This is a genomic window from Lentzea sp. NPDC005914, from assembly GCF_040629405.1.
Taxonomy (GTDB): domain Bacteria; phylum Actinomycetota; class Actinomycetes; order Mycobacteriales; family Pseudonocardiaceae; genus Lentzea.
Genome location: NZ_JBEXVQ010000008.1, coordinates 13989 through 35078, shown reverse-complemented (window position 1 = coordinate 35078; position 21090 = coordinate 13989). Strand labels below are relative to the sequence as shown.

Sequence of the window (21090 nt, the reverse complement as noted above, 5' to 3'; positions counted from 1 at the left end):
TGCGCTCCTGACGTGAGTTGGGGACGTTTCCGCAGGCTAGGAGCGCTGGCCTGAAGCCCGATCTAGTGCCGTTCGAGTGACCGCGTAGACGCTGAGCGTGATCGGCCATCCAGGCGAAAACACCCAATCCGGGAGATCCACCATGACCATCCTCGTCACCGGGGCGCGCGGCAACGTCGGCCGTCGCGTGCTCCAGCGGCTCTACGCGGCGGGTCACAGCCTCCGCGCGTCCGGCCGAAACCCCGCAGAGCTCGACGTTCCCGACGGCGTGGAAACCGTCGCACTGGACCTCAACGACCCGGACACCTTCGTCGCGGCCCTCGCCGGTGCCTCCAAGGTGCTGTTGTACGCGGAGCCGGACGGCATCGTGAAGTTCCTCGACGAGGCCGAGAAGGCGGGCGTGGAGAAAGTCGTCCTGCTGTCCTCCAGCACCGTGGAGGGCCCCGGCGCCGAGAACGACCCGCTGGCGCACCACCACAAGGTCGTCGAGGACGCGGTCGTCGCGTCCGGCCTCGCCTACACGATCCTGCGCCCCGGTGCTTTCATGAGCAACGCGTTCGGCTGGAGCTACTCGCTGCAGGCCGGCGACACCATCGACCAGGTGTTCCCCGAGGCTCAGGTCGCCCCGGTGCACGAGGACGACATCGCTGACGTGGCGGTCGTCGCGCTGACGGAGAAGTCGCTCGATGACCAGACCGTCCTGCTGACCGGCCCGGAGTCGCTGACGTTCCGGCGGGAACTGGAGATCATCGGCGAAGTGCTCGGCCGCGAGCTCGTCGTCAACGAGCTGACCCGCGAGCAGGGCGAGGCGCAGATGAGCAACTTCGTGCCGCCGCCCGTCCTGGCCTCGCTGCTCGCGCAGTGGGAGGCCGCGGTCGGTGTCGTCGCGGACACCAGCGCCACCGCCGAGCGCGTCACCGGCAAGCCCGCCCGCACGTTCCGCGAGTGGGCGGAGGAGCACGCCGCGTTCCTGGCGTGACCGGGCACGGGCCGGAGCCGGGGCGAGGGCGGCGGACCCGTCCCGGCTCCGGCCGTGAGCCTCAGACGCGGGTCATCGTGAACGTGATGGTCGAGGTGCCCAGGTTCGTGCCGTCCGCGAGGAAGAACGTGGACGGGCCGGAGCTGGTGAAGCCGTTCGGTCCACTTTGGACGGCGTCCTGGTCGAAGTCGACGTAGGCGAAGTAGGCGCCGTTCTCGTCGTAGACCTTCTCGCCGCGGAACTTGTAGTGGAACGTGTTGTTCCCGGTGACCCACCACGAACCCTTGGTCGTGGTGTTCTGCTCGTTGGTGACGAAGACGCTGCCGTTGGCCTTGAACGCCAGCTTCGTCGGGTGGTCGCCATCCGTGCGGGTCACGTATCCCGTCCACGAGCCCACCGGCGTGCAACCTGTGGCGTTGGCCGCGGTGCTCAAGCCGGACAAGGCAAGCAGGACCACGGCCGTGATGACTCCCATGCGTGCGAAGGCGGTAGACCGTTTCGGAGTGAACGTCTGCATCAGTGCGGCTCCAGATTCCCGGTTGCGTGCGACGGACGCGGGAACCTTGGACCACCGTCCTCCAGAACGGCTGCAGCACGGCTCGAAACATGAGTGTGTTATGGCTTCCGTTGGGGCACAAGTCCGTTTCGACCCGTTCACGGAACGGTGGGGGAACCAGAAGTGCTCCGGGGAGGACGCCGTGACCGAGAAAGTGATGGAACTTTGCGATCTGTTCGCCGAGGTGCTCGGGGTCGCGGGGATCGAGCCGCAGGACGACTTCTTCGACCTGGGCGGCCACTCGCTCCTGGCGTCCAAGCTGGTCAAGCAGGTCCATGAGCGGTACGGCGTCCGGATCTCCCTGCGCAGCTTCTACGAAAACCCGACGGCACAGGCCGTCGCCACACATCTGGATCAGGCAGCCTAAGTCAGGGCCCAAGGGGGCATTCCAATGCGCTGGGACGAGTTGTACATAGCCGGTGTCGGCACATACCTGCCAGAGCAGGTCGAGACGGTGGACGAGGCCATCGCGGCCGGCCGGTACACCGAGGAGAAGAAAGCCATGAACGGCTACCGGGAGCTGCGGGTCGCCGCGCCCGGCGAGACCGGTCCCGTCATGGCGGCGCACGCCGGTCTCGAAGCGGTGGAACGCTCGGGACTGAGCCCGTTGGACTTCGGGCTGACCGTGCACGCCTCCCTGTCGCACCAGGGACTCGACCTGTGGACGCCGGCGAGTTACGTGCAGGCCAACACAGTCGGCGGCACGGGGCCCGCCTTCGAGGTCAAACAGGGCTGCAACGGGTTCATGGCCGCGGTGGACCTGGCGGCCTCCTACCTCAGCTCGCACCGGGACCTGCCCGCCGCGCTCGTGACCGCGGGCGATGCGTTCCACCTGCCGTACTTCGACCGGTGGAACTCCGAGGAGCAGAACGTCAACGGCGACGGCGCCGGTGCCGTGGTGCTGTCGAACCGGTCCGGTTTCGCCCGCATCCGATCCATCCACTCGCACGCCGACTCCACTTTGGAGCAGATGTCGCGCGGCTACGCGGAATGGACGACGGGACCGTTCCTGAACGGCCAGACGCTGCAGCTCAACAGCGGCGTCGAGGACTTCCTGAAGAACGCCGACGTCGACCTCGACGACATGATCGCGCGGATCGCCGGAGGGGTGCGGCACTCGCTCAAGATGGCGCTGTACGAGGCGGAGATCGAGCTCGAGGACGCCCGGTTCTTCCTGCACCAGCAGCTCGCGGAGACCATTGTCCAGCACGGCATCTGCGGTCTGCTCGGGGTCGACCGCGCGTCGACCACCTACGACTGGGCCAAGCAGTACAGCATGGTCGGCACCGCGGACATCGCCATCGGGCTCGACCACCTGCTGGCCGCGCGTGACCCGAAGCCGGGCGACCTCGTCGTCGTGCAGTCTTCCGGTGCCGGTTACGTGTGGACCGCTGCCGTGATCGAGATCCTCGAACGTCCTTCCTGGGTCTGACGCAGAGCGGTGGAGAAAGGGGCTTCCCGGCTGGGAAGCCCCTTTCCGGCGTTCTTCACACGTAGAGCGACTTCGAGCTCCAGTCCGGCTCCGGCAACGCCTTGCGGTCGGTCTTGCCGTTGCTGGTGATCGGCAGCTCGTCCACCACGACGAATCCGGCCGGGACCATGTGCTCGGGCATGGTCGCGCGCATGTGTGCCCGCAACGCGCGCTTGTCCAGCTCCTCGCCGGACTTCACGATCCAGGCGACCAGCCTGCGGTCACCGCTGGGGTGGGTGCGCACGCCGACCGCCGCGTTGCGCACCTGCGGGTGCTCGGTCAGCGCGTTCTCGACCTCGCCCGGCTCGATCCGGAAACCGCGCAGCTTGAACTGGTCGTCCATCCGGCCGAGGAACTCGACCACGCCGTCCGCACGTTTCCGCGCCTGGTCACCGGTTCGGTAGTAGCGCTCGCCGTTCCAGCTACCACGGACGAACTTCTCAGCGGTGAGCTCCGGCCGGTTCCAGTAACCGCGCGCCACCTGAGCGCCGCCGACCCACAGCTCACCCGGCGTGCCCGCGGGTACCGGCCGTCCGTCGGCGCCGGCGATGACGATCTCGGTGTGCTGCAGCGGGACGCCGATCGGCAGAGCGCCGCCGAGTCGCTCGTTCACACCCACGCGGTGACAGGTGACGAACGTGGTGCTCTCCGTCGGGCCGTAGCAGTTGACGATCCTCAGTTCCGGCAGCGCTTCCCGCAACCTGCGGATGTGCGGTACGGAGAGAACATCACCGCCGGACATGATCGTGTGCAGGCCCTTGAACGCGTCCACGTCCACGTCGATCTGCCGGTGGAAGAGCGCGGCGGTGAGGAACAGGATGCTGACCTCGTTGGTGCGCAAGAGGTCCCCGAGATCCTCCGCCTGCACCACACCGGGCGGCGCGAGCACCAGTGCGGCACCGTTGAGAAGTGCGCCCCAGATCTCGAACGTCGCGGCGTCGAAGGCGACCGTGGCGAGCTGCAACATCCGGTCGCCAGGGGTGATCTCGACGTAGTTCGGATCGGTGACCAGGTTCGTGATGTTGCGGTGCTCCACCATCACCGACTTCGGCCTGCCGGTGGAACCCGAGGTGTACATCAGGTAGGCCACGTCCTCCGGCGCCGCCTCCGGCAGACCCTCCACTGCGGAGTCCTCCGGGACCGGTGGCACGCTGAGCATGGTGTAGCCGACGAAGAACTGGCCCACCACAACGGAGACTTGGGCGTCCGTCAGCATCATCGAGACCCGTGACTCCGGGTCGTCCGGGTCGATCGGCACGTACGCCGCCCCGGCCTTGAGCACCCCCAGCAGTGCCACCACCAGCTGCGGCGACCGTTCGAGGCACACCGCAACGTGGTCGCCCGGCCGCACGCCGGCCTCCACCAGCTCTCCCGCCAGCGCGTCCGACCACCTGTCGAGCCCGGCATAGGTCACCGTGCTCTGTTCTGCCGACAGCGCGACGGCATCAGGCGCTCTGACCACCTGGGCGCGGAACGCATCGGTCACCGATGTGGACATTCCCGCTCCTCTCGCTTTCTCCCATCCTCGGCAACCCACCTCGACTCCACCTCGGGTCACAACTGGCGCTACAGGGGTGTTTGAGCTGCTCGAACAACACTCAGCGCGTCCGCTGCCCCACCTGACCGGAGGCGCACCCCATGAACGTCCGCAAGAAGGCACTGGCCGCCGTGGCCGCCTGCGCACTGGCAGTCCCCGTCGTCGCCACTGGTGCCACCGCGAAACCCGACTACGACACCGCACTCGTCGGCCGCTGGGACCTCACGGTGACCATCCACATCGAGGAACCACCGCTGCTCACACCGCTGTTCTGCGACTTCACCGCCGACTACCAGCTGCACTGCGAGACCAAGCCGGGCTATCCCGACCATCTCGAGGGCCGGGGAGTCTGGACGATGGCGAAGGACGGCCAGTTCAGCTTCTGGATCACCCACCACGCCCACCGCGACGAGAACGGCAACCCCGTCGGCTCGATCAACGCGAGCCACCTCGGCCGGATCAGCGCGAACAAGAAGAAGTTCAACACCAAGGCGCACACCTACATCAACATGAACGACGGCACCCCGTGGGTGGGTCCCGTCAACGTCGAGGGCGCCGCGTTCCGCATCTGAAGCCCTTGTTCGTCAGAAGGCCCCTCGCAGCCGTGAGGGGCCTTCTGACGTACCGGGAACATGCACCGTGGCCCCAGGCGGATCGCCTGGGGCCACGGAATTTCCAGCGGGAGAGAACTACGCCTTGGCAGGCTCTCCGGAACCCTCCTCGGCCGGCGCGCCCCACTCCTCCTGCTTCAGCCAGCGAGGCAGGAAGGAGGCGAGCAGCAACGCCAGGGCGGCGAAGCCGAAGCCGACGTACAGCGTCGTGCGGAACGCGTCCGTGAAGGACGTGCTGGCCGCCTGCTGGGTGTACTTGTCGGCGATCGCTTTGGCCTGACCGTCCTGCTGCAGCGTCGCGCAGGCGGCAGCGGCGGCTTCCGGCGTACCGGCGAGGTTGTTCGTCGTGCACGCCTTGAAGGCGCCTGCCAGCTCGTCGGCCTTGCCGTCCGCGACACCAGCCGCGACCAGTTCCTGACGGACCTGCGGAGCCAGCGACTCCGCGTTGGCCGCGCCGTTGGAGGCCAGCGGCGCGAAGAACGCCAGCGTCACGACCGAGATGCCGACCGCGAAACCGAGCTGCTGCTTGGTGTTGATCAGACCCGACGCCGCACCCGCGTCCTGGTGCGGCACCTCCTGCAGTGCGAACAGCGCGATCGGGGTGGCGGTCATGCCGAAGCCGAGACCGATCAGCAGCAGGCCGGGCACCATGCCCCAGCTCGTCACGTCAGGGCTGAGCGTCAGCAGGAACACCGTGACACCGATGGCGATCACGACGGCACCGACCTGCAGGACGGCGCGGCCGAACTTCGGCACCAGGGCGATGACCGAGGCCGACGCCGTGATGAAGGCACCGATGCAGAACGCCAACAGCGTGACACCGGTGCGCAGCGGCGAGAAGCCCAGACCCTCCTGCATGAACAGGTACAGGGCCAGCATGAACATGCCGGTGAAGGTGAACATGCCCAGCATCAGCGCGAGGGCCGCGGAGAAGCTGCGGGACTTGAACAGGCTCAGCGGCACGAGCGGCATGCCGTCCTTGCGCTGCTTGGCCCGCTCGTAGGCGATGAAGACGAGGAAGCCGACCACGGACGCGGCCATCAGCACGAAGGACCAGGCCGGCCAGTGCAGCTCACGGCCGAAGGTCAGCGGGAACAGCAGAGCGGTGAGGCTGACGGTCGCGAGGACTACACCGACGAGGTCGAGCCTGATCTTGTACGGCGCCTTGGACTCGTTGATGAACTTCCAGCCCAGCGCGTAGCCGATCAGGCCGATCGGGACGTTGACCAGGAAGACCGTCCGCCATTCCCATCCGAAGATGTTCGCGGCGACGAGCAGGCCACCCACGAGCGGGGCGATCGTGGCGGCGAGACCGCCGATGGTGCCCTGGATGGCGAAGACCGCGCCCTTCTCCTTGTCGGGGAAGGTGACGTGGATGATCGACATGACCTGCGGCACCATCAGGCCGGCCGCGAGGCCCTGCGCGAGCCGGGACGCGACGAGCATCTCCGGGTTCGCCGCGACACCGCACAGGAACGACGTGATGACGAAGCCGAGCACGCCGAGTTGGAACATGCGGCGACGGCCGTAGATGTCGCCGAGCCGGCCACCGGTGATCAGGGTCAGCGCGAACGCGAACACGTAGCCTGCGGTGATCCACTGCAGTTGCACGAAGCTCGCGCCCATGCCGTGCTGGATCGCGGGAAGCGCGACGTTGACGATGCTGCCGTCCAGCATGTCCATGAACGTCGCGACGGTCATGATGATGAACGCGGCCCAGCGGCGCGGGTCGGCCGCCGGCGCGTCAACGACCTCAGCCGCCTGCGCAGCGGCAGTCGCCGGTGGCGACTCCAGGTCGGGATTGGTATTGGTGGAGGTCACAACAACTCCTCAAGTGACTGATGTTTCGCTGCGCACGACAGGTGATGGGTTCACGACTACTCGTCGTGGCTGGAGAGCCGGTCGAGTTGAACGAGGTCCCACCTCCTGTCTCCAAACGACTGCCGGTCGAGGCCATCAGAGTGATCCCCTCCGCTTGAGTCCCGGTCAGGTCGTGACGGAGCGAATCGCGGGCACGCCGAAGGCCCCGGCGCCGGGGAGGGGACGCCAGGGCCGTGACTCCGGCGGGTCAGCCGTAAAGCGACGCCGGATAGGTGCGCACCGAGGCGGTCTCGTACCGCAGCGCCACGTGGCTGGAGCTGCTCACCACGTCACGCCAGAACCGTTGCAGCGCGCCACCTTCCGCGAGTCCGCTGGTGCCGGCGGCCCGCACCAGGCCGCCCACCGCGTCGACCAGGACCTCGGCGGCGTAAGCGACGTTGCGTTCGTTGCGCGCCATCGCGGCCGGGGTGAACTCGCGGTCGTCGAGCACTCTGGCGTTCTGCTCGATCAGCAGCTTCGCCGACTCGACCTGGCCCGACGCGCGCACCAGGTCCACAGCGGACGTCACGGTCTGCTTCTTCCCCGACAGCACCGAAACGCACGCCTCGAGCGCTCCCATCGCCGCACCGACGGCCGGAGCGGCGAACGTGAGGCCGCCGACCGCCTGGAACGGGACGTTGTGGCTCTCCACCGGCGACCAGCTGGTGCCGGTGAGGAGATCCGCGCGGTTGAGGGACAGATGAGCCGATACGAACACGTCGTCCACCACGACGGAATGGCTGCTGGTGGCTTTCATGCCGACGCTGTCCCACGTCTCGAGCACGGTGAAGTCCTTGCGCGGCACCGCGAAGAAGCGGCCCTCCTCGCCGACCATGCCGCACAGCAGTGCCCACTCGGCGAAGTCCACGCCGCTCACGTAGGTCCACCGACCGCTCAGCCGGTGGCCGCCGTCGGTCTGCGTGCCCTTGCCCATCGGCGGCTGGCCGGTCACGACGAACGTGTCCGGGCCGTTCGCCCAGATCTCGTCGTGGCCCTGTTCGGGCAGCAACGCCGCGAAACGGGAGGAGTACGCGGACAACGACGCGCACCAGGCCGCGGCCGAGCAGCCCTGGCCCACGGTGAGGACGGCCTGCGTCAGTTCGGCGAAGGTTCCTTGCGTGCCACCGCGTTCGGCTGCGACGAAGTGCCGCGCGAACCCGGCTTCGCGCAGTGCGTCCACGACCTCGGGAGCGAGCTTGCGGGTGGTGTCGGCCGTGACCGCGTGTTCGGCGGCCAGCAGCTTGACCTTCTCCGCCACCGCTGCGAGGCCGGTGTTGGGGGTCTGCACCTCGTCACCTCCTGGTGGATCAGGCAGCCTGAACGGGCAGGTCGCGGTGAATGGTGCGGGACTTGGTGTAGAGCACGCCGTCGATGCGCACGAGCACGTCCTCGATGGAGAACGTCGGCTCGAAGCTGACCTGGCCGTCCGCGGTCGTGCGCGTGACGAGCGAGGCGTAGCTGACGTTCAGCGTGTTCTCGTCGACCTCTTCGATCAGGTAGTGGTCGTTCCAGTGCCGCACGGCGACGCCCTTGTAGCGGGGCAGCGCGGCGCTGGCACCGGCGATCAGGGCGGCACGGCCCTCGACCTTCTCACTGCGGTGGGCGTGGTCGGTGACCCCGTCCTCGGTGAACGTCTGGGCGTAGCCCTCCACGTCCAACGCGTCGAGCAGCCGCATCTGCCGGGCGTAGAACGTCTGTACCTCGATGTGGACCGCGACATTGGCCGCAACATTCGCTGGGGACACGACATCTCCTCGGTCTGCCGGTTTCGCTACCGCGAATATGGGTGGCCCCGCTGGATCTCCGGTCGAGCCGTCCTGGTTCGACCCCCGTTCTAGGTGGCGTTGAGACAAACCGGGCACGGTCGGTTGCGACATCAACCCTTTTACTCGCGAGGAGGGCCACATGGCCTCAACTCCCGATGTCGCCAAGTCGGTGACGGTCGAGGCGACGATCGAGCAGGCGTTCGCGATCTTCGCGGAGAAGCCGATCGAGTGGTGGCCGGAGTCGCACGTCTTCGTCAAGGACCGGCAGGCCATCACGATCGAACCGCACGTCGGCGGGCGCTACTTCGAGCGCGGCGCGGACGGCGAGGAGGTCGCCTGGGGCACCATCACCGAGTGGGACCCGCCGAAGCGTCTCGTCATGACGTGGCGGGTCGGCCCCTACTGGCAGCCGATCACCGACGACGAGAAGGCCTCGTTCATCAAGGTGGACTTCGAGGTCGTCGGCCCGGCCACGACCAAGGTGACGCTGACCCACGCGGATCTGCACCGCCACGGTGAGATCGCCGAGGGCATCCACAAGGCGCTGGACGGCCCTTCGCCGGGCGAGACGCTGGAGAAGTACGCCGCCGTGGTGGACAAGCACATCCCTCGAGCTGCCTGAGAAACCCCCGGAAAATCTCAGGCACAGCGAAACGGCCGCCCCAAGCCTCCGGGGCGGCCGTTTCCCGTGTTCTCAAGCGGGCTGTTCGAGAGCCTCGTCGTCCGTGCGCTCGACGACGTTCTTCACGTCGACGATCCGGCCGAGCTGCTTGACGAGCTGCGCGGGCGTGCGGCCCGGCTGCAGCTCGACGACCACGTCGAGGCGGGAGAGATCGCCCCGCTCGGCCGGTGCGAGGCTCAGCGACTCGACGTCGACGCCACGGCTGGAGAACAGCACCACGATCCGTGCCAGCGCGCCAGGTTCGTTGCGCAACAACAGAGACAGCGAATGTCTGGTCATCACTCCACCTCGTCGAACAGGGGCCGGATGCCCCGCGCGGCCATGACTTCGTCGTTGCCCGTGCCCGCGGCCACCATCGGCCACACCTGGGCGTCCTGTCCCACCACGAAATCAATCACGACGGGCCGGTCCCTGACGGCCATGGCCTCCAGGATGGTCCCGTCCACTTCGGACTGCTCCTCGCAACGCAGTCCGGCACAGCCCAGAGCCTCCGCGAGCTTCACGAAGTCGGGGTGGCGGTTGTGCGTGCCGAGCCTGGTGTTGGAGTAACGGCCGTCGTAGAACAGGGTCTGCCACTGCCGGACCATGCCGAGGTTGCCGTTGTTGATGATCGCGACCTTGATCGGGATGCCCTCGGCGGCACAGGTCGCGAGCTCCTGGTTGGTCATCTGGAAGCAGCCGTCACCGTCGATCGCCCACACCGTGCGGTCCGGTGCGCCCGCCTGCGCGCCCATCGCCGCCGGCACCGCGAAGCCCATCGTGCCAGCGCCACCGGAGTTGATGAACGAGCCGGGGCGCTCGTACTTCACGTACTGCGCGGCCCACATCTGGTGCTGGCCGACGCCCGCCGTGTAGATGGCCTCGGGACCGGCGAGCGTGCTGAGCCGTTCGATCACGTACTGCGGGGCGAGCGTGCCGTCCGCCGGCCAGTCGTAGCCGAGCGGATAGGTGGTGCGCAGGCGGTCCAGGTACTCCCACCACGCGGTGAGGTCGGGCGTCTGCGTGACGACCGCGGTGAGTGCGGCGAGCACGTCGCGGCAGTCGCCGACGATGCCGACGTCCGCCTTGCGGTTCTTGGAGATCTCGGCGGGGTCGATGTCGGCGTGGACCACCGCGGCGTGCGGGGCGAAGTGGGGCAGCAGCCCGGTGACCCGATCGTCGAACCGGGTCCCCAGCGCGATCAGCAGGTCGGCCTTCTGCAGTGCCGCGACGGCGGGCACCGTGCCGTGCATGCCCGGCATCCCCAGGTTCAACCGGTGCGAGTCGGGAAACGCACCGCGCGCCATCAGCGTCGTGACGACCGGGATGCCGGTTTTCGTTGCCAGCCGGTGGAGTTCCTGTGCCGCACCGCTGCGGATCACCCCGCCGCCGACGTAGAACACCGGTTTCTTCGAGGTTCCGATCAGCTGGGCGGCGTTGCGGATCTGCACCGGCGAGAGCACCGGGCGGGACCTCGTGGTGAGCTTCGGCGGGGTGTAGGTGGTGGCGCTGGCGAGCACGTCCTTGGGCAGATCCACCAGCACCGGTCCCGGCCGTCCGGAGATCGCGAGCGCGAAGGCCTCCGCGATCACCCGCGGGATGTCGGCGGGGTCGTGCACCTGGAAGCTGTGCTTGGTGATCGGCAACGTGATGCTGCGGATGTCCGCCTCCTGGAAGGCGTCCGTGCCGATCACACTCCTGTTGACCTGACCGGTGATGGCGACGATCGGCACCGAGTCCATGTACGCGTCCGCCAGCGGCGTCACCAGGTTCGTGGCCCCAGGCCCCGATGTCGCCATGCACACACCGACTCGTCCGGTCGCCTGCGCGTACCCCTGCGCCGCGTGCCCGGCACCCTGCTCGTGACGCACCAGCACGTGCCGGATCTTCGACTCGTACAGCGGGTCGTACGCGGGCAGGATCGCCCCGCCGGGCATCCCGAAGATCACCTCGCAGCCGACGTCCTCGAGCGCCTTGATCAACGCACCTGCACCGGTGGTATCCACGGTTGCTCCCCGAACTCACATCTCAGCCCGCGAGCTGGCGCTCCAGCTGGCGAGGCGACAGCGGCTTGTCGAGCGACGGCTCGGAGCTCAGGATCGCCCGCTGCAACTGACGCAGCCTTTCGGACGGCTCAAGCCCCAGCTCCTCGATCAACGTGTCCCGCAGCGACTGGTAGGCCTCCAGGGACTTCCACTGCCTGCCCGCCCGGTAGAGCGCGAGCATGTACTGCGCGCAAAGGTTTTCGTGCATGGGGTGCTGCGCGGTCAGGACGGACAGCTCGCTCAGCAGCGACTGGTGCTTGCCCAGCTGGAGATCCGCCTCGATGCGGGTCTCCAGGACGCCGAGGCGGCTTTCCTGCAACCGGGTGACCTCCATGCCCAGCCGGACGCCGATCTGCACGTCCACCAGGACCGGTCCGCGCCACACCTCGGCGGCACTGCGCAGCAACCGGCTCGCGGACTCCAGGTCGCCGACCTCGAACGCCCGCTGACCCGCACTCGCGAGCCGCTCGTAGCTGCGGACGTCGACGCTCTCCGGCGGCACGTCCAGCATGTAGCCGCCGTACCGGGTCACCAGAACGTTCTTCGCGACACCCGGACCGTCGCCCGGCATGGCCGCCTCGATGCGCCGGCGGACCTGCAGCACGTAGGTCTGCAGCGTCGTGAGTGCGCTGCGTGGCGGTGTCATCCCCCAAAGTTCTTCGATCAACGTCGGCACCGTCACGACGTGTCCGGCCTGCAGGCCCAGCAGCGAGAGCACCTGCCGCGGCTTGACCGCGCTCGGTGCGATTGAGACGCCGTTCTCCCGTGCCTCCAGCGGTCCGAGAACCTTGATCTCCATTGGAGCCTCCCCTGATCAGCGGCGGTCGACTTGGTCGTGCCATCAAGTTCACCTGAGCCGGGCTATCGCACGCCACGTATCCGGCCATGACTCTCAGATGGCCATCTACTGCGCCGGACGTGAGATATTCATATGCTCAAACGAACCCAAACCGTCCCACCGGGTAATCACTCGACCACATGCGGTAACGGCGCCGGAAAATATTGGGCCATTGGCGTGAAATTGATCAGCGGCTCAATGAGTCCTACGGTTCTGAACCGATACAGCTGCCGACCTGGACTGCCCGCGCCTGTCTAGTATTCGGCCTGAGCTCGCGCCGTGAGCGGTGTTTGGCCGGCGTCGGCTTGAGAGATTTGCTCTGGAGCGGTCAGCTCTTGGGGGGCACGTGAATGCAACGGCTGCGATACCGAGATACCGCACGATCATCGTCGCGCTCTTCGCCGCGGTCTGCCTGACGGACATGACGCGCGCTCTACTTCTCGCCGCCGAAGTCACCGAATTGGCGGTGTCGGTCATTGATTTAGCAGTACTTGTCCTACTGCAAGTGACCTATTTCCGGCAACTGAGCCCGCTTCGGCACCACCTCGTCCTGCTGGCCCAAGCCGTCCTGCTGGTACTGCCCTGCGCATTGTTCGAACACTCCTGGCCGGGCGTCGCGGGACTGGTGGCGGGCAACGCCCTGGTCGTCCTGCGCCCGGCGTTCGGCTGGTCCTTCTTCGTCGTCACGGTCGTCGCGACCGGCCTGGCCCAGGCGACCCACGGCGAGGCGATGACGGCCACCGCGGCCACCGCCCTGCTGCTCGCGGGCCTGGCCACCGGCTTCGCCTCCCACTCCGCCCTGACCACCGCCCCCGCCCTGACCACCGCGGACACCCCGCCGCAAGCCGCCCCCTTCGACTCGACCGTGGCCGCCGTCGCCGCCGAACGCGTCCGCGTCGCCCGCGACCTGCACGACCTCCTCGGCTACAGCCTCAGCGCCATCAAGCTCAAGAGCGAACTGGCCCACCGCATCGTGGCCGACCGCCCGGAGCACGACTGGGCGTTCATCAGGCAACACATCAGCGATATATTGGATATCACCCATCACGCCCTGGCTGACGTGCGCTCCCTGGCCCGCGCCTACCGCCCGTTGTCCCTGGCCGACACCTCGGACTCGGCCAAGGCGATGCTGTCCGCCTCGAACATCGACGTCCGCGTCGAACTCGACCACGACCCCCTCCCGGAGCCGGTAGAGAGCGTGCTGTCCGCCGTGCTCTGCGAGGCAGTCACCAACGTCCTGCGCCACAGCGACGCCAGCACCTGCACCATCGGCGTGCACCAAAGCGGCACCACGGTCCTGCTCGACATCATCAACGACGGCGCCGCCGACCGCCCGGCGTCAGCCGACTGCAACGGCGTCCGCAACCAGGCCGAACGCGTCAAAGCCGCCGGCGGCACCTTCAGCGCCCGCCACATCGGCGACGGCTCGTTCCACGTCCACGCCGCCATCCCGGCCGTCTCGGCCCCAGGCCCCGCACCCCCTGCGACCCAAGCCTGAAAACCAATATATCGGCCGCCCAGCCCCAACTCGATCTTCCCGCACCCCCTCTGACCTGCACCCTAGCAATGACTCTTTGGACGACGTCGTCAAAAGACTCATTGCAAAGGCCACCAACGGGGGCGCCACCGAGGCCACAAGCGGGAGCGAACGGGCCGAGCGGGCGCCACGTGACGAGAGCGGCGGCAGCACGAACGTCCGGTCAGAACCAGCCGGACTTGCGGGCGATGCGGACGGCGTCGACCCGGTTGCGGGCGTCGAGCTTGGCCGTCGCCGCCGTCAGGTAGTTGCGGACGGTGCCGACGGACAGGAACAGCGTCGTGGCGATCTCCATGGCGTCGGCGCCGTCCGAGGCGAGCCGCAGCACCTCGAGTTCGCGCGGCGTCAGCGGGCACTCGTCGGTGTCCCACGCCGACAAAGCGAGCTGGGAGTCGATCACCCGCCGCCCGACCGAGACGCCGCGGATCGCGTCGGCGAGTTCTCCGACGGGAGCGTCCTTGAGGATGAAACCGTTGACGCGGGCGTTGAGCGCCCGCCGCAGAGTGCCCGGACGACCCAGGCTCGTGAGAATGAGGGTGCGCGTCTCAGGTGCGGTGTCGTGGATCACGGTGGCGGCGGAAAGGCCGTCCATACCCGGCAGGTCGATGTCGAGGACCGCTACGTCCGGTTTGTTCTTGGCAACCGCCGCGACGATTTCGTCGCCGGTCGCTACGGAGGCGACGACCTCAATATCAGGTTCGAGATTCAACAAGGCGACCAAAGCACCGCGGACCATTTGCACGTCCTCGGCGAGTAGCACTCTGATCATCCGACCCCCTTGCTTGCCCCCAGGTCACCAATTTGAGTTTTACACTCGGTGACCATGCAGGACAAGCATTGGGGCCGACTGCGCGGGGCGTTACTCCAGATGCGCTATGAGCAATTAATAAGATTAATCGGCGGATGACTTGGGGTCACCACTCGCTCACGGATAGCGCAGGGACCAAATCGGGAACCCTTACGTCTCGAGTGGCGCCCCAGCGCGTGGCGGTAGAAGCGATTCGGTCCCCCGCAAGCGATTCAGCGCGTCTCGCCCCATCGCTCGAGCAGTTCGAGACCGCCGTCGACGGTGATCACCTGTCCTTGGATCCATGCGGCTTCGTCAGTGCAGAGCAGCGAAACGGCATTGGCGATGTCCTCGGGCAGAGTGACGCGACCGGACGGGCTCTTGATCGCGAGCCGGTCGACGAGGTCGGGGTCGATGTTCATGGGACCGTTGTCGACGACTGTGGTGACAACGGCGTTGACGGCGACCCGATACCAAGCCATTTCCAGGGCGAGTGTCCGAATCACGCCGTGCACGGGGGTCACGGTGTATCCGGCGACGACCACGCGTCCACCGTCCTGAAGAGACTTGGCGAGCGGCTCCACGATGTTGAGCAACGGTGTGAGGTCCGGTGAAACGGCGTGGTGGACGAAGACGTCCAAGTGCCCGCGTTCCTGCTTGACCTGGTCGAGAAGCAGGCGCACCGAGTGCTCGTCGTGGATGTTCAGCTGGGTGACGGCCACCGAGCCCGGTTTGCCGGCGAGCACGGTCTTGGCGCGCTCGATGTCGACGTCGTCGTCGGATGTCGTGAGGATGACGTGGGCGCCGTTGTCGCAGAGCTTGCTCGCGATGGCGAGACCGAGCCCGTGCGTTCCCGACGTGACCAGAGCGATCTTTCCGTCGAGTCCCAGGCGCGTGTTGACCGGTTCGATCATGATGCTGACCACCTCGTTGTCCGCGTGGTGATCGACGTTGCGCCGGGCCGCTAGGGCCGAACTCGACTACTTCTTGCGCAATCCCTCGAGAACCCGCACGATCGCGCGTTCGACGTCGCGCCCGGTGCGCTTCGGGTCGGACGTACTGGCGATCGTGCTGGCACCCGCCGACAACGCGCCGAACAGCAGCCTCGCCATGATCTCCACGGGCAGTTCCTCGATCTCCCCCGCGTCCACGAGCAACTGCACGGCCGTGCGAAGCAGACCGAAGCTGAAGTGCTCCTCCGCCTCACGCCAGCGTTCCCAGCCCATGACCACCGGCGCCTCGTGCACGATGATCCGCTGGTACTCGGGATCCAGGCACTTGCGCACGTAGGCGCGAAGTCCGGCGATCGCGATGTCCCACGGTTCGCCCTCGCCGGTGATCACCGCGGTGAGAGAGTCGATCGACCGGGTCTCGACCTGCGCGAAGGCTGCCTCGAACAGCGCCTGTTTGCCGCTGAAGTGGTGGTAGAGCGCGCCTTTGGTCACGCGGGCGCGTTTGACGACCTCGTCGAGCGACGTCCCGGCGTACCCGCGCTTGGTGAACAGGTCGACGGCGCTGTCGACCAACGCCTGCCTGGTCGATTCCGAGTACTCGGCGCGTCGTGTTCGCACGGCCGAAACTTATCTCACATACCGGCGGTACGTACCGGTGGTATGGTCGTGTCATACCGAGGGTATGCGAGAAACCGGGGGTACGAGACATGGGCTGGACAGACCACTACCGCCGCCGTGACGCACTCGACGCCGTGCTGCGTGACGCCCGCCGCGACCCGTCCGCACCACTGATCGTGGATCCGGACGTCTTCGGGTCGCTGAACGAACTGCTGCTGGCGCTCGACCACCGCTGGCAGAACAAGCTGACCGCACGCATGGAGGCCGCCGCGCTGGACGGCCCGGTCGACGAGCACGACGTCACCGCCGAGTTGGCCGCCGACGAACCCGTGTTGCGAGCGGTGCTCGACAGTCACCTTTCTCTCGGCACCTATCGCTCGGCGGTTACCGGGCGGTAGGAAGTACCCCATGAGCCGTTGGACCGAAGCCGACATCCCCGACCAGACCGGCCGCACCGTCCTCGTGACGGGTGCGAACTCCGGTCTCGGCCTGCGCACCGCCCAGGTGCTCGCGGGCAAGGGGGCCCACGTGATCATGGCGTGCCGTTCTGTCGAACGAGGTGAAACGGCCCGGCGGTCGGTCACCGGGTCGGCCGAGGTCCTCGAGCTGGACCTGTCCGACCTGAGCTCGGTGCGTGCGGCTGCGGAGAAGGTCGAGTCGCTGGATGTTCTGATCAACAACGCGGGCATCATGGCCGTCCCGCTCGGCAAGACCGCCGACGGCTTCGAGCGCCAGTTCGGCACCAACCACCTGGGTCACGCCGCGCTGACGTGGCTGCTGCTGCCAGCCTTGAGGCAACGTCCGGGCGCGCGCGTCGTCACGGTCGCCTCTCTCGCGCACCAGTACGGGCGCATCGACTTCGACGACCCGAACTGGGAGCGTCGGTCGTACAGCTACCGCGGCTCCTACGGCCAGTCGAAGCTCGCCAACATCTTGTTCGCGCGCGAACTGGAACGGCGCTCGTCGGACATCACGTCCATCGCCGCACATCCCGGCGTCACAGCCACCGAGCTGACCAACAACATGGCGAACGAACACAAGTCGTTGTTGCTGCGCATCGGTGGCCAGATCAGCCACCTCTTCTCGCAGTCCGTCGAGATGGGCGCGCTGCCACAGCTCTACGCGGCGACGTCCCCCGACGCGCGCGGTGGCCAGTACTACGGCCCGGACAGCTTCAACGGCATGCGCGGCTACCCGGCCGTCGCACGGATGACCGCCGCCGCCCGTGACGACCTCGCCGCGAGCCGCCTGTGGGAGCTCACGATCAAGCTGACCGGCATCACGCCAGACCTTCCTTGAAGGTGCCGGCGCCCTCGCCCGAGGGGGGAGGTGGGGAAGGCACCGGCGTGCCCGGCGTCACCTCCGGGCACGGACATCTTCAGCCCTGCGGTGTTCTTCATGTTCGACGTAACCGGCGTGAACATCAGAACGTGAACAACGAATGCTCGACCGGAAGCCGGTTTCTGGCACTTATCCTCGGCGAGACGTGCGTGACGCCGGACACGCGAGGACGCAGCGTAGGGTGAGGTCGTGACTGTGGTACCTGAGGGTCGGAAGCTGCTGCGGCTCGAGGTCCGCAACAGCCAGACGCCGATCGAGAAGAAGCCCTCGTGGATCAAGACGCGGGCGAAGATGGGCCCCGAGTACCGGGAGCTCAAGAGTCTGGTCAAGCGCGAGGGCCTGCACACGGTCTGCGAAGAGGCCGGCTGTCCCAACATCTACGAGTGCTGGGAAGACCGCGAGGCCACGTTCCTGATCGGTGGCGAGCAGTGCACCAGGCGCTGCGACTTCTGCCAGATCGACACGGGCAAGCCGGCCGACCTCGACCGCGACGAGCCCCGCCGCGTCGCCGAGTCGGTCCAGGCGATGGGCCTGCGCTACTCCACGGTCACGGGCGTCGCTCGTGACGACCTCCCCGACGGCGGCGCGTGGCTGTACGCCGAGACCGTCCGCCAGATCCACGAGATGAACCCCGGCACCGGCGTCGAGCTGCTGATCCCGGACTTCAACGCGGTCCCCGAACAGCTCGCCGAGGTCTTCGAGTCCCGCCCCGAGGTGCTCGCGCACAACCTGGAGACCGTCCCGCGGATCTTCAAGCGCATCCGCCCGGCGTTCACCTACGAGCGCTCCCTCGAGGTCATCACCAAGGCCCGCGAGTTCGGCCTGGTGACCAAGTCGAACCTGATCCTCGGCATGGGCGAGACCCCCGACGAGGTCACCGAGGCGCTGGCCGACCTCTATGACGCGGGCTGCGACATCATCACCATCACCCAGTACCTGCGCCCCTCACCCCGGCACCACCCGGTCGAGCGCTGGGTGAAGCCCGAGGAGTTCGTCGTGCACAAGGAGACGGCCGAGAAGATCGGCTTCCTCGGCGTCATGGCGGGCCCGCTGGTCCGCTCCTCGTACCGTGCCGGCCGCCTCTACGCGCAGGCGAAGCAGGCGCGCGGCGAGGAACTGCCGGAGAACCTCCAGCACCTGCTGACGGTCTCCGCCTCCCAGGAGATCACGAGCCTGCTCGCCCCTCGCTGACTTCGGTGCGCCCGGCGCTTGGTCCTCGTCGATCAGGCGCCGGGCGCACTTACGTAACGAGCCGCTGCACCCACTCGTTGATGATGTGGCGTGTGGCCGGGGTGGCGTGGACCCAGCGCTCTCCCCGGCTGTCGGTGTAGCGGACGACCAGCCAGCGCCCGTCGACGCAGTCGATGGTGCTGACGAACGACTCCGAACGCCGGCGCCGCCCGTACCGGTCGCGCCTCGCCGCGTAGAGCTTCGCCGCCCCGGTGCGCGGGCGTTGCATGAGTTCGACCAATGCCCGTGAGCGTTGGGCCTCCTCAGCACGGGCGTTGATCGACGCGCCGCGGCCGGGCGGCAGCTGCGGCAGGTGCGAGGCGAGCGTGTCGGACGGATCGCCGTGCAAGGCCTGGAGCCGCACGTAACCGTTGTCCCGCAAGGCGAAGACGCCGTGGCGTCCGGCGGTGGCGGCGATGACCGGCAGCGTGTCGTCGCGGTTGAACGCGATCCAGCCGAAGCACTCGAAGTCCGCGAACGCCAGCACCCGCAGCGCTTCCAGGGTGTCGTCGACGCGCACGCCCTCCCGGTGCAGCGCCTCCTCGACCTCCCTGGGGTTGGCTTCGGAGGGCGGCACGTGCAGGACGGTGTGGTGGTCACCCAGGTCGTCGTGGTGCCACAGGACGTCGAACGCCGTGTCCGACAGCACGACCGGTGCGCGCAGCATCAGTCCTCCCCGATCACAGGTGCCGTAGTGCCGGGCAGTTGGCCGACGATCGCGTCCGCGGCTTCTTCGAGGAACACCGTGCGCTTGTGCTCCTTGTCCTCCTCCTCACGCCCGTGCGCGGCAGGCGCACCGAAACCGCCCATGCCGGTTGCACCGACCTTGCTCGCGGCACCGCGCGCACCTGCCGCCGTGGGAGCGTTCAGCGTCTTGCCGACGACGGCTGAGCGATCCGCCGGGTCCAGGGAACCCCTCAGACCCCTGGTGCCGGTCGGATCGCCCATGCTCATCCCGCCGGGCACCATCGGGCTGACACCGGCGCCGGGCAGGTGGTCGCCCTTCGGCACGCCCGGCTTGTGCGCGCTGTCGTTGCCCGACTGCGGCCGTGGCATGAGCGGCAGTGCTCCCGGCATGCCTCCGGACATGTCCGCGACCGTCGTCCTGTCCCCCGGCTGCTTCGGAGCAGCGGGTCCGGGAAGCGTCGGCATCTGCGCGCCCGAACCACCGGGAGCACCGGCGTTGCTGGCCGAAGTCTTGTCGCCGCCGCCCATCGACGGTGGTGCCGCCGCCTTGTCCGCCGCCGACGCCGACTCCGGCGCTCCCGCCGCCGACGTGGTCCCGGCATCCTTGACCTGCGGCGAAGCGGTGCTCGACTTCACGCCCGGACCCGACGAGGCGTGCACGCCGGTGTCCGGTGCCGGTGCGCCGCCGGGCGCCTGGGACATCTGCGGCAGCGTCGCCTGGTTCTGCCCCGTCAGCCCGGCGTAGCTCTCGTAGGCGCGGCGGTTCTGCGCGTCGGCCTCGAACCACTCCTTGCGCGCGGCCTCGTTGTCGGTGTCCCACGGCGTGATCTGGTCGAGGAGGTTCAGCTCCGGCGGCGTCGGCGTGGCCATCGGGAGCACCTGCTGCCGGAACGTGCCGTAGTTCTGGGCCTGTGCCCGCAGCGACGCGTCGGCCTTGTCCAGGGTCTCCTGCGCCCGCCGGAGCGCCTGTTCGATCGGCTGCGCGGCCTGGACGGCGTTGTCCGACGCCTTGCCCTTCCAGTTGCTCTGCATGTTCCTGGTGAGCTGCAGCAGCTCCTCGGCGAGCTTCTGGATGCGCTCACGCGACTGCGCCGAGGCGTCCGCCGCCCGGTTCAGCGCCTCGGGAGTCTGGCCCTGCGCCGCCAGCTGGTAGATCTCGTACCCGCTGAGCCCGGCCATCAGCTCTTCCCCGTCACGCGCTGGTGGTTGGCCTGCTCGGTCTTCTCGTACTGCTCGGCCGACGCCTTCAGCTCGTCGATGCGCGCCTGCAGCTCCTCCGCGAGCTTGGTGACGTCGTCGACGTGCTTCTGGCCGGCCGAACAGGCGGCGCTGATGTAGTCGATCGTCACCTGGTCCCTCATGGGGGCGGGGATCGTCGCCAGGACCTTGGTCTGCTCGTTGGCCGAGACGAGGTCCTCACGCACCCGGCCGTGCAGGCCGACCATCCCCCGCAGGGCCTCGGTGACCACTTCGAATTCGCTCATGCACGCAGAGTGACGCCACCGCTCCGGGACCCCTCCCGACGCCCCCTTGTGCAAAGGACGTTTGCGGACGTCCGCAAACGTCCTTTGCACAACCAATATATTAGCGTCCTGACCTGCGCGAACGGGGGG

Annotated in this window: 23 protein-coding genes; 9 read left to right on the top strand and 14 right to left on the bottom strand. The window is 67.8% G+C overall.

Features of this window, described 5'->3' with window-relative positions; translation table 11 throughout:
- The first annotated feature begins 142 nt into the window (after nucleotides 1–142).
- Nucleotides 143–979, top strand: a complete 837-nt coding sequence (locus ABZ345_RS13250; protein WP_359846759.1) for an NAD(P)H-binding protein — start codon at nucleotides 143–145, stop codon at nucleotides 977–979.
- Between the two features lie 61 nt (nucleotides 980–1040).
- On the opposite strand, the gene ABZ345_RS13245 is transcribed toward ABZ345_RS13250, so the two are convergent.
- A complete protein-coding gene (locus ABZ345_RS13245; RefSeq protein ID WP_359846756.1) occupies nucleotides 1041–1454 on the bottom strand; it encodes a hypothetical protein in 414 nt (137 codons plus the stop codon).
- A gap of 223 nt (nucleotides 1455–1677) precedes the next feature.
- Here ABZ345_RS13245 and ABZ345_RS13240 point away from each other — a divergent pair, with 223 nt between their 5' ends.
- Entirely contained in the window at nucleotides 1678–1902 is a 225-nt protein-coding gene (locus ABZ345_RS13240; protein ID WP_359846753.1) for an acyl carrier protein, read from the top strand.
- Between the two features lie 24 nt (nucleotides 1903–1926).
- Nucleotides 1927–2967, top strand: coding sequence for a ketoacyl-ACP synthase III family protein (locus ABZ345_RS13235; protein WP_359846750.1), 1041 nt, complete (start codon nucleotides 1927–1929; stop codon nucleotides 2965–2967).
- Between the two features lie 55 nt (nucleotides 2968–3022).
- Here the strand turns inward: ABZ345_RS13235 and ABZ345_RS13230 are convergent, their stop codons facing one another.
- Entirely contained in the window at nucleotides 3023–4504 is a 1482-nt protein-coding gene (locus ABZ345_RS13230; protein ID WP_359846747.1) for an amino acid adenylation domain-containing protein, read from the bottom strand.
- 140 nt (nucleotides 4505–4644) lie between these two features.
- Between ABZ345_RS13230 and ABZ345_RS13225 the strand changes: the two genes are divergently transcribed.
- On the top strand, nucleotides 4645–5115 hold the full coding sequence (locus ABZ345_RS13225; RefSeq protein WP_359846745.1) for a hypothetical protein: 471 nt from the start codon (nucleotides 4645–4647) through the stop codon (nucleotides 5113–5115).
- A gap of 117 nt (nucleotides 5116–5232) precedes the next feature.
- On the opposite strand, the gene ABZ345_RS13220 is transcribed toward ABZ345_RS13225, so the two are convergent.
- From ABZ345_RS13220 to ABZ345_RS13210, 3 genes are all read right to left on the bottom strand, one after another.
- A complete protein-coding gene (locus ABZ345_RS13220; RefSeq protein ID WP_359846742.1) occupies nucleotides 5233–6975 on the bottom strand; it encodes a DHA2 family efflux MFS transporter permease subunit in 1743 nt (580 codons plus the stop codon).
- Between the two features lie 247 nt (nucleotides 6976–7222).
- Complete coding sequence (locus tag ABZ345_RS13215) at nucleotides 7223–8302, bottom strand: hydrolase (protein WP_359846739.1); 1080 nt, start codon at nucleotides 8300–8302, stop codon at nucleotides 7223–7225.
- A gap of 19 nt (nucleotides 8303–8321) precedes the next feature.
- A complete protein-coding gene (locus ABZ345_RS13210) occupies nucleotides 8322–8759 on the bottom strand; it encodes a nuclear transport factor 2 family protein (RefSeq protein ID WP_359846736.1) in 438 nt (145 codons plus the stop codon).
- Between the two features lie 160 nt (nucleotides 8760–8919).
- Between ABZ345_RS13210 and ABZ345_RS13205 the strand changes: the two genes are divergently transcribed.
- On the top strand, nucleotides 8920–9402 hold the full coding sequence (locus ABZ345_RS13205) for an SRPBCC domain-containing protein (protein ID WP_359846733.1): 483 nt from the start codon (nucleotides 8920–8922) through the stop codon (nucleotides 9400–9402).
- 72 nt (nucleotides 9403–9474) lie between these two features.
- Here ABZ345_RS13205 and ilvN read toward each other — a convergent pair whose 3' ends face one another.
- Genes ilvN through ABZ345_RS13190 form a run of 3 tightly spaced genes read right to left on the bottom strand, consistent with a single transcriptional unit; the run spans nucleotide 9475 to nucleotide 12285 of the window.
- Nucleotides 9475–9741 carry an acetolactate synthase small subunit gene (gene ilvN / locus ABZ345_RS13200; protein ID WP_359846730.1) on the bottom strand — a complete coding sequence of 89 codons (267 nt, stop codon included), beginning with the start codon at nucleotides 9739–9741 and terminating at the stop codon, nucleotides 9475–9477.
- Nucleotides 9741–11447, bottom strand: a complete 1707-nt coding sequence (locus ABZ345_RS13195) for an acetolactate synthase large subunit (RefSeq protein ID WP_359846727.1) — start codon at nucleotides 11445–11447, stop codon at nucleotides 9741–9743. The genes ilvN and ABZ345_RS13195 overlap by 1 nt, the downstream gene beginning before the upstream one ends.
- Nucleotides 11448–11469: 22 nt before the next feature.
- A complete protein-coding gene (locus ABZ345_RS13190) occupies nucleotides 11470–12285 on the bottom strand; it encodes an AfsR/SARP family transcriptional regulator (RefSeq protein ID WP_355302632.1) in 816 nt (271 codons plus the stop codon).
- Between the two features lie 544 nt (nucleotides 12286–12829).
- Here ABZ345_RS13190 and ABZ345_RS13185 point away from each other — a divergent pair.
- Nucleotides 12830–13822 carry a histidine kinase gene (locus ABZ345_RS13185; protein WP_359846725.1) on the top strand — a complete coding sequence of 331 codons (993 nt, stop codon included), beginning with the start codon at nucleotides 12830–12832 and terminating at the stop codon, nucleotides 13820–13822.
- Between the two features lie 202 nt (nucleotides 13823–14024).
- Here ABZ345_RS13185 and ABZ345_RS13180 read toward each other — a convergent pair whose 3' ends face one another.
- The 3 genes from ABZ345_RS13180 to ABZ345_RS13170 form a co-directional block, all read right to left on the bottom strand.
- Nucleotides 14025–14630 (bottom strand): response regulator transcription factor, encoded by a 606-nt coding sequence (locus tag ABZ345_RS13180; RefSeq protein WP_359846723.1) that lies wholly within the window; start codon nucleotides 14628–14630, stop codon nucleotides 14025–14027.
- A 251-nt stretch (nucleotides 14631–14881) separates the two neighbouring features.
- Nucleotides 14882–15562 carry an SDR family oxidoreductase gene (locus tag ABZ345_RS13175; protein WP_359846720.1) on the bottom strand — a complete coding sequence of 227 codons (681 nt, stop codon included), beginning with the start codon at nucleotides 15560–15562 and terminating at the stop codon, nucleotides 14882–14884.
- Between the two features lie 66 nt (nucleotides 15563–15628).
- A complete protein-coding gene (locus ABZ345_RS13170; RefSeq protein ID WP_359846712.1) occupies nucleotides 15629–16219 on the bottom strand; it encodes a TetR/AcrR family transcriptional regulator in 591 nt (196 codons plus the stop codon).
- 89 nt (nucleotides 16220–16308) lie between these two features.
- On the opposite strand from ABZ345_RS13170, the gene ABZ345_RS13165 reads away from it, so the two are divergent.
- From ABZ345_RS13165 to lipA, 3 genes are all read left to right on the top strand, one after another.
- Nucleotides 16309–16617, top strand: a complete 309-nt coding sequence (locus ABZ345_RS13165) for a hypothetical protein (protein ID WP_359846709.1) — start codon at nucleotides 16309–16311, stop codon at nucleotides 16615–16617.
- A 10-nt stretch (nucleotides 16618–16627) separates the two neighbouring features.
- Nucleotides 16628–17518, top strand: coding sequence for an oxidoreductase (locus ABZ345_RS13160; RefSeq protein WP_359846706.1), 891 nt, complete (start codon nucleotides 16628–16630; stop codon nucleotides 17516–17518).
- Nucleotides 17519–17749: 231 nt separating this feature from the next.
- The gene (lipA, locus tag ABZ345_RS13155) at nucleotides 17750–18751 is read left to right on the top strand and encodes a lipoyl synthase (RefSeq protein ID WP_359846703.1); all 1002 of its coding nucleotides are present in this window, start codon (nucleotides 17750–17752) and stop codon (nucleotides 18749–18751) included.
- Between the two features lie 49 nt (nucleotides 18752–18800).
- Here the strand turns inward: lipA and ABZ345_RS13150 are convergent, their stop codons facing one another.
- Genes ABZ345_RS13150 through ABZ345_RS13140 form a run of 3 tightly spaced genes read right to left on the bottom strand, consistent with a single transcriptional unit; the run spans nucleotide 18801 to nucleotide 20961 of the window.
- Complete coding sequence (locus ABZ345_RS13150) at nucleotides 18801–19457, bottom strand: ESX secretion-associated protein EspG (protein WP_359846700.1); 657 nt, start codon at nucleotides 19455–19457, stop codon at nucleotides 18801–18803.
- Nucleotides 19457–20656, bottom strand: coding sequence for a WXG100 family type VII secretion target (locus tag ABZ345_RS13145; protein WP_359846697.1), 1200 nt, complete (start codon nucleotides 20654–20656; stop codon nucleotides 19457–19459). Before ABZ345_RS13145 ends, ABZ345_RS13150 begins: the two co-directional genes overlap by 1 nt.
- Nucleotides 20656–20961, bottom strand: coding sequence for a type VII secretion target (locus tag ABZ345_RS13140; protein ID WP_359846695.1), 306 nt, complete (start codon nucleotides 20959–20961; stop codon nucleotides 20656–20658). Before ABZ345_RS13140 ends, ABZ345_RS13145 begins: the two co-directional genes overlap by 1 nt.
- Between the last annotated feature and the right edge of the window lie 129 nt (nucleotides 20962–21090).

Coding starts and splice junctions, on each gene's coding strand:
- ABZ345_RS13250 (WP_359846759.1), top strand. CDS start 143: ATGACCATCCTCGTCACCGGGGCGCGCGGCAACGTCGGCCGTCGCGTG.
- ABZ345_RS13245 (WP_359846756.1), bottom strand. CDS start 1,454: ATGGGAGTCATCACGGCCGTGGTCCTGCTTGCCTTGTCCGGCTTGAGC.
- ABZ345_RS13235 (WP_359846750.1), top strand. CDS start 1,927: ATGCGCTGGGACGAGTTGTACATAGCCGGTGTCGGCACATACCTGCCA.
- ABZ345_RS13230 (WP_359846747.1), bottom strand. CDS start 4,504: ATGTCCACATCGGTGACCGATGCGTTCCGCGCCCAGGTGGTCAGAGCG.
- ABZ345_RS13225 (WP_359846745.1), top strand. CDS start 4,645: ATGAACGTCCGCAAGAAGGCACTGGCCGCCGTGGCCGCCTGCGCACTG.
- ABZ345_RS13205 (WP_359846733.1), top strand. CDS start 8,920: ATGGCCTCAACTCCCGATGTCGCCAAGTCGGTGACGGTCGAGGCGACG.
- ilvN (WP_359846730.1), bottom strand. CDS start 9,741: ATGACCAGACATTCGCTGTCTCTGTTGTTGCGCAACGAACCTGGCGCG.
- ABZ345_RS13190 (WP_355302632.1), bottom strand. CDS start 12,285: ATGGAGATCAAGGTTCTCGGACCGCTGGAGGCACGGGAGAACGGCGTC.
- ABZ345_RS13180 (WP_359846723.1), bottom strand. CDS start 14,630: ATGATCAGAGTGCTACTCGCCGAGGACGTGCAAATGGTCCGCGGTGCT.
- ABZ345_RS13175 (WP_359846720.1), bottom strand. CDS start 15,562: ATGATCGAACCGGTCAACACGCGCCTGGGACTCGACGGAAAGATCGCT.
- ABZ345_RS13165 (WP_359846709.1), top strand. CDS start 16,309: ATGGGCTGGACAGACCACTACCGCCGCCGTGACGCACTCGACGCCGTG.
- ABZ345_RS13160 (WP_359846706.1), top strand. CDS start 16,628: ATGAGCCGTTGGACCGAAGCCGACATCCCCGACCAGACCGGCCGCACC.
- ABZ345_RS13150 (WP_359846700.1), bottom strand. CDS start 19,457: ATGCTGCGCGCACCGGTCGTGCTGTCGGACACGGCGTTCGACGTCCTG.
- ABZ345_RS13145 (WP_359846697.1), bottom strand. CDS start 20,656: ATGGCCGGGCTCAGCGGGTACGAGATCTACCAGCTGGCGGCGCAGGGC.
- ABZ345_RS13140 (WP_359846695.1), bottom strand. CDS start 20,961: ATGAGCGAATTCGAAGTGGTCACCGAGGCCCTGCGGGGGATGGTCGGC.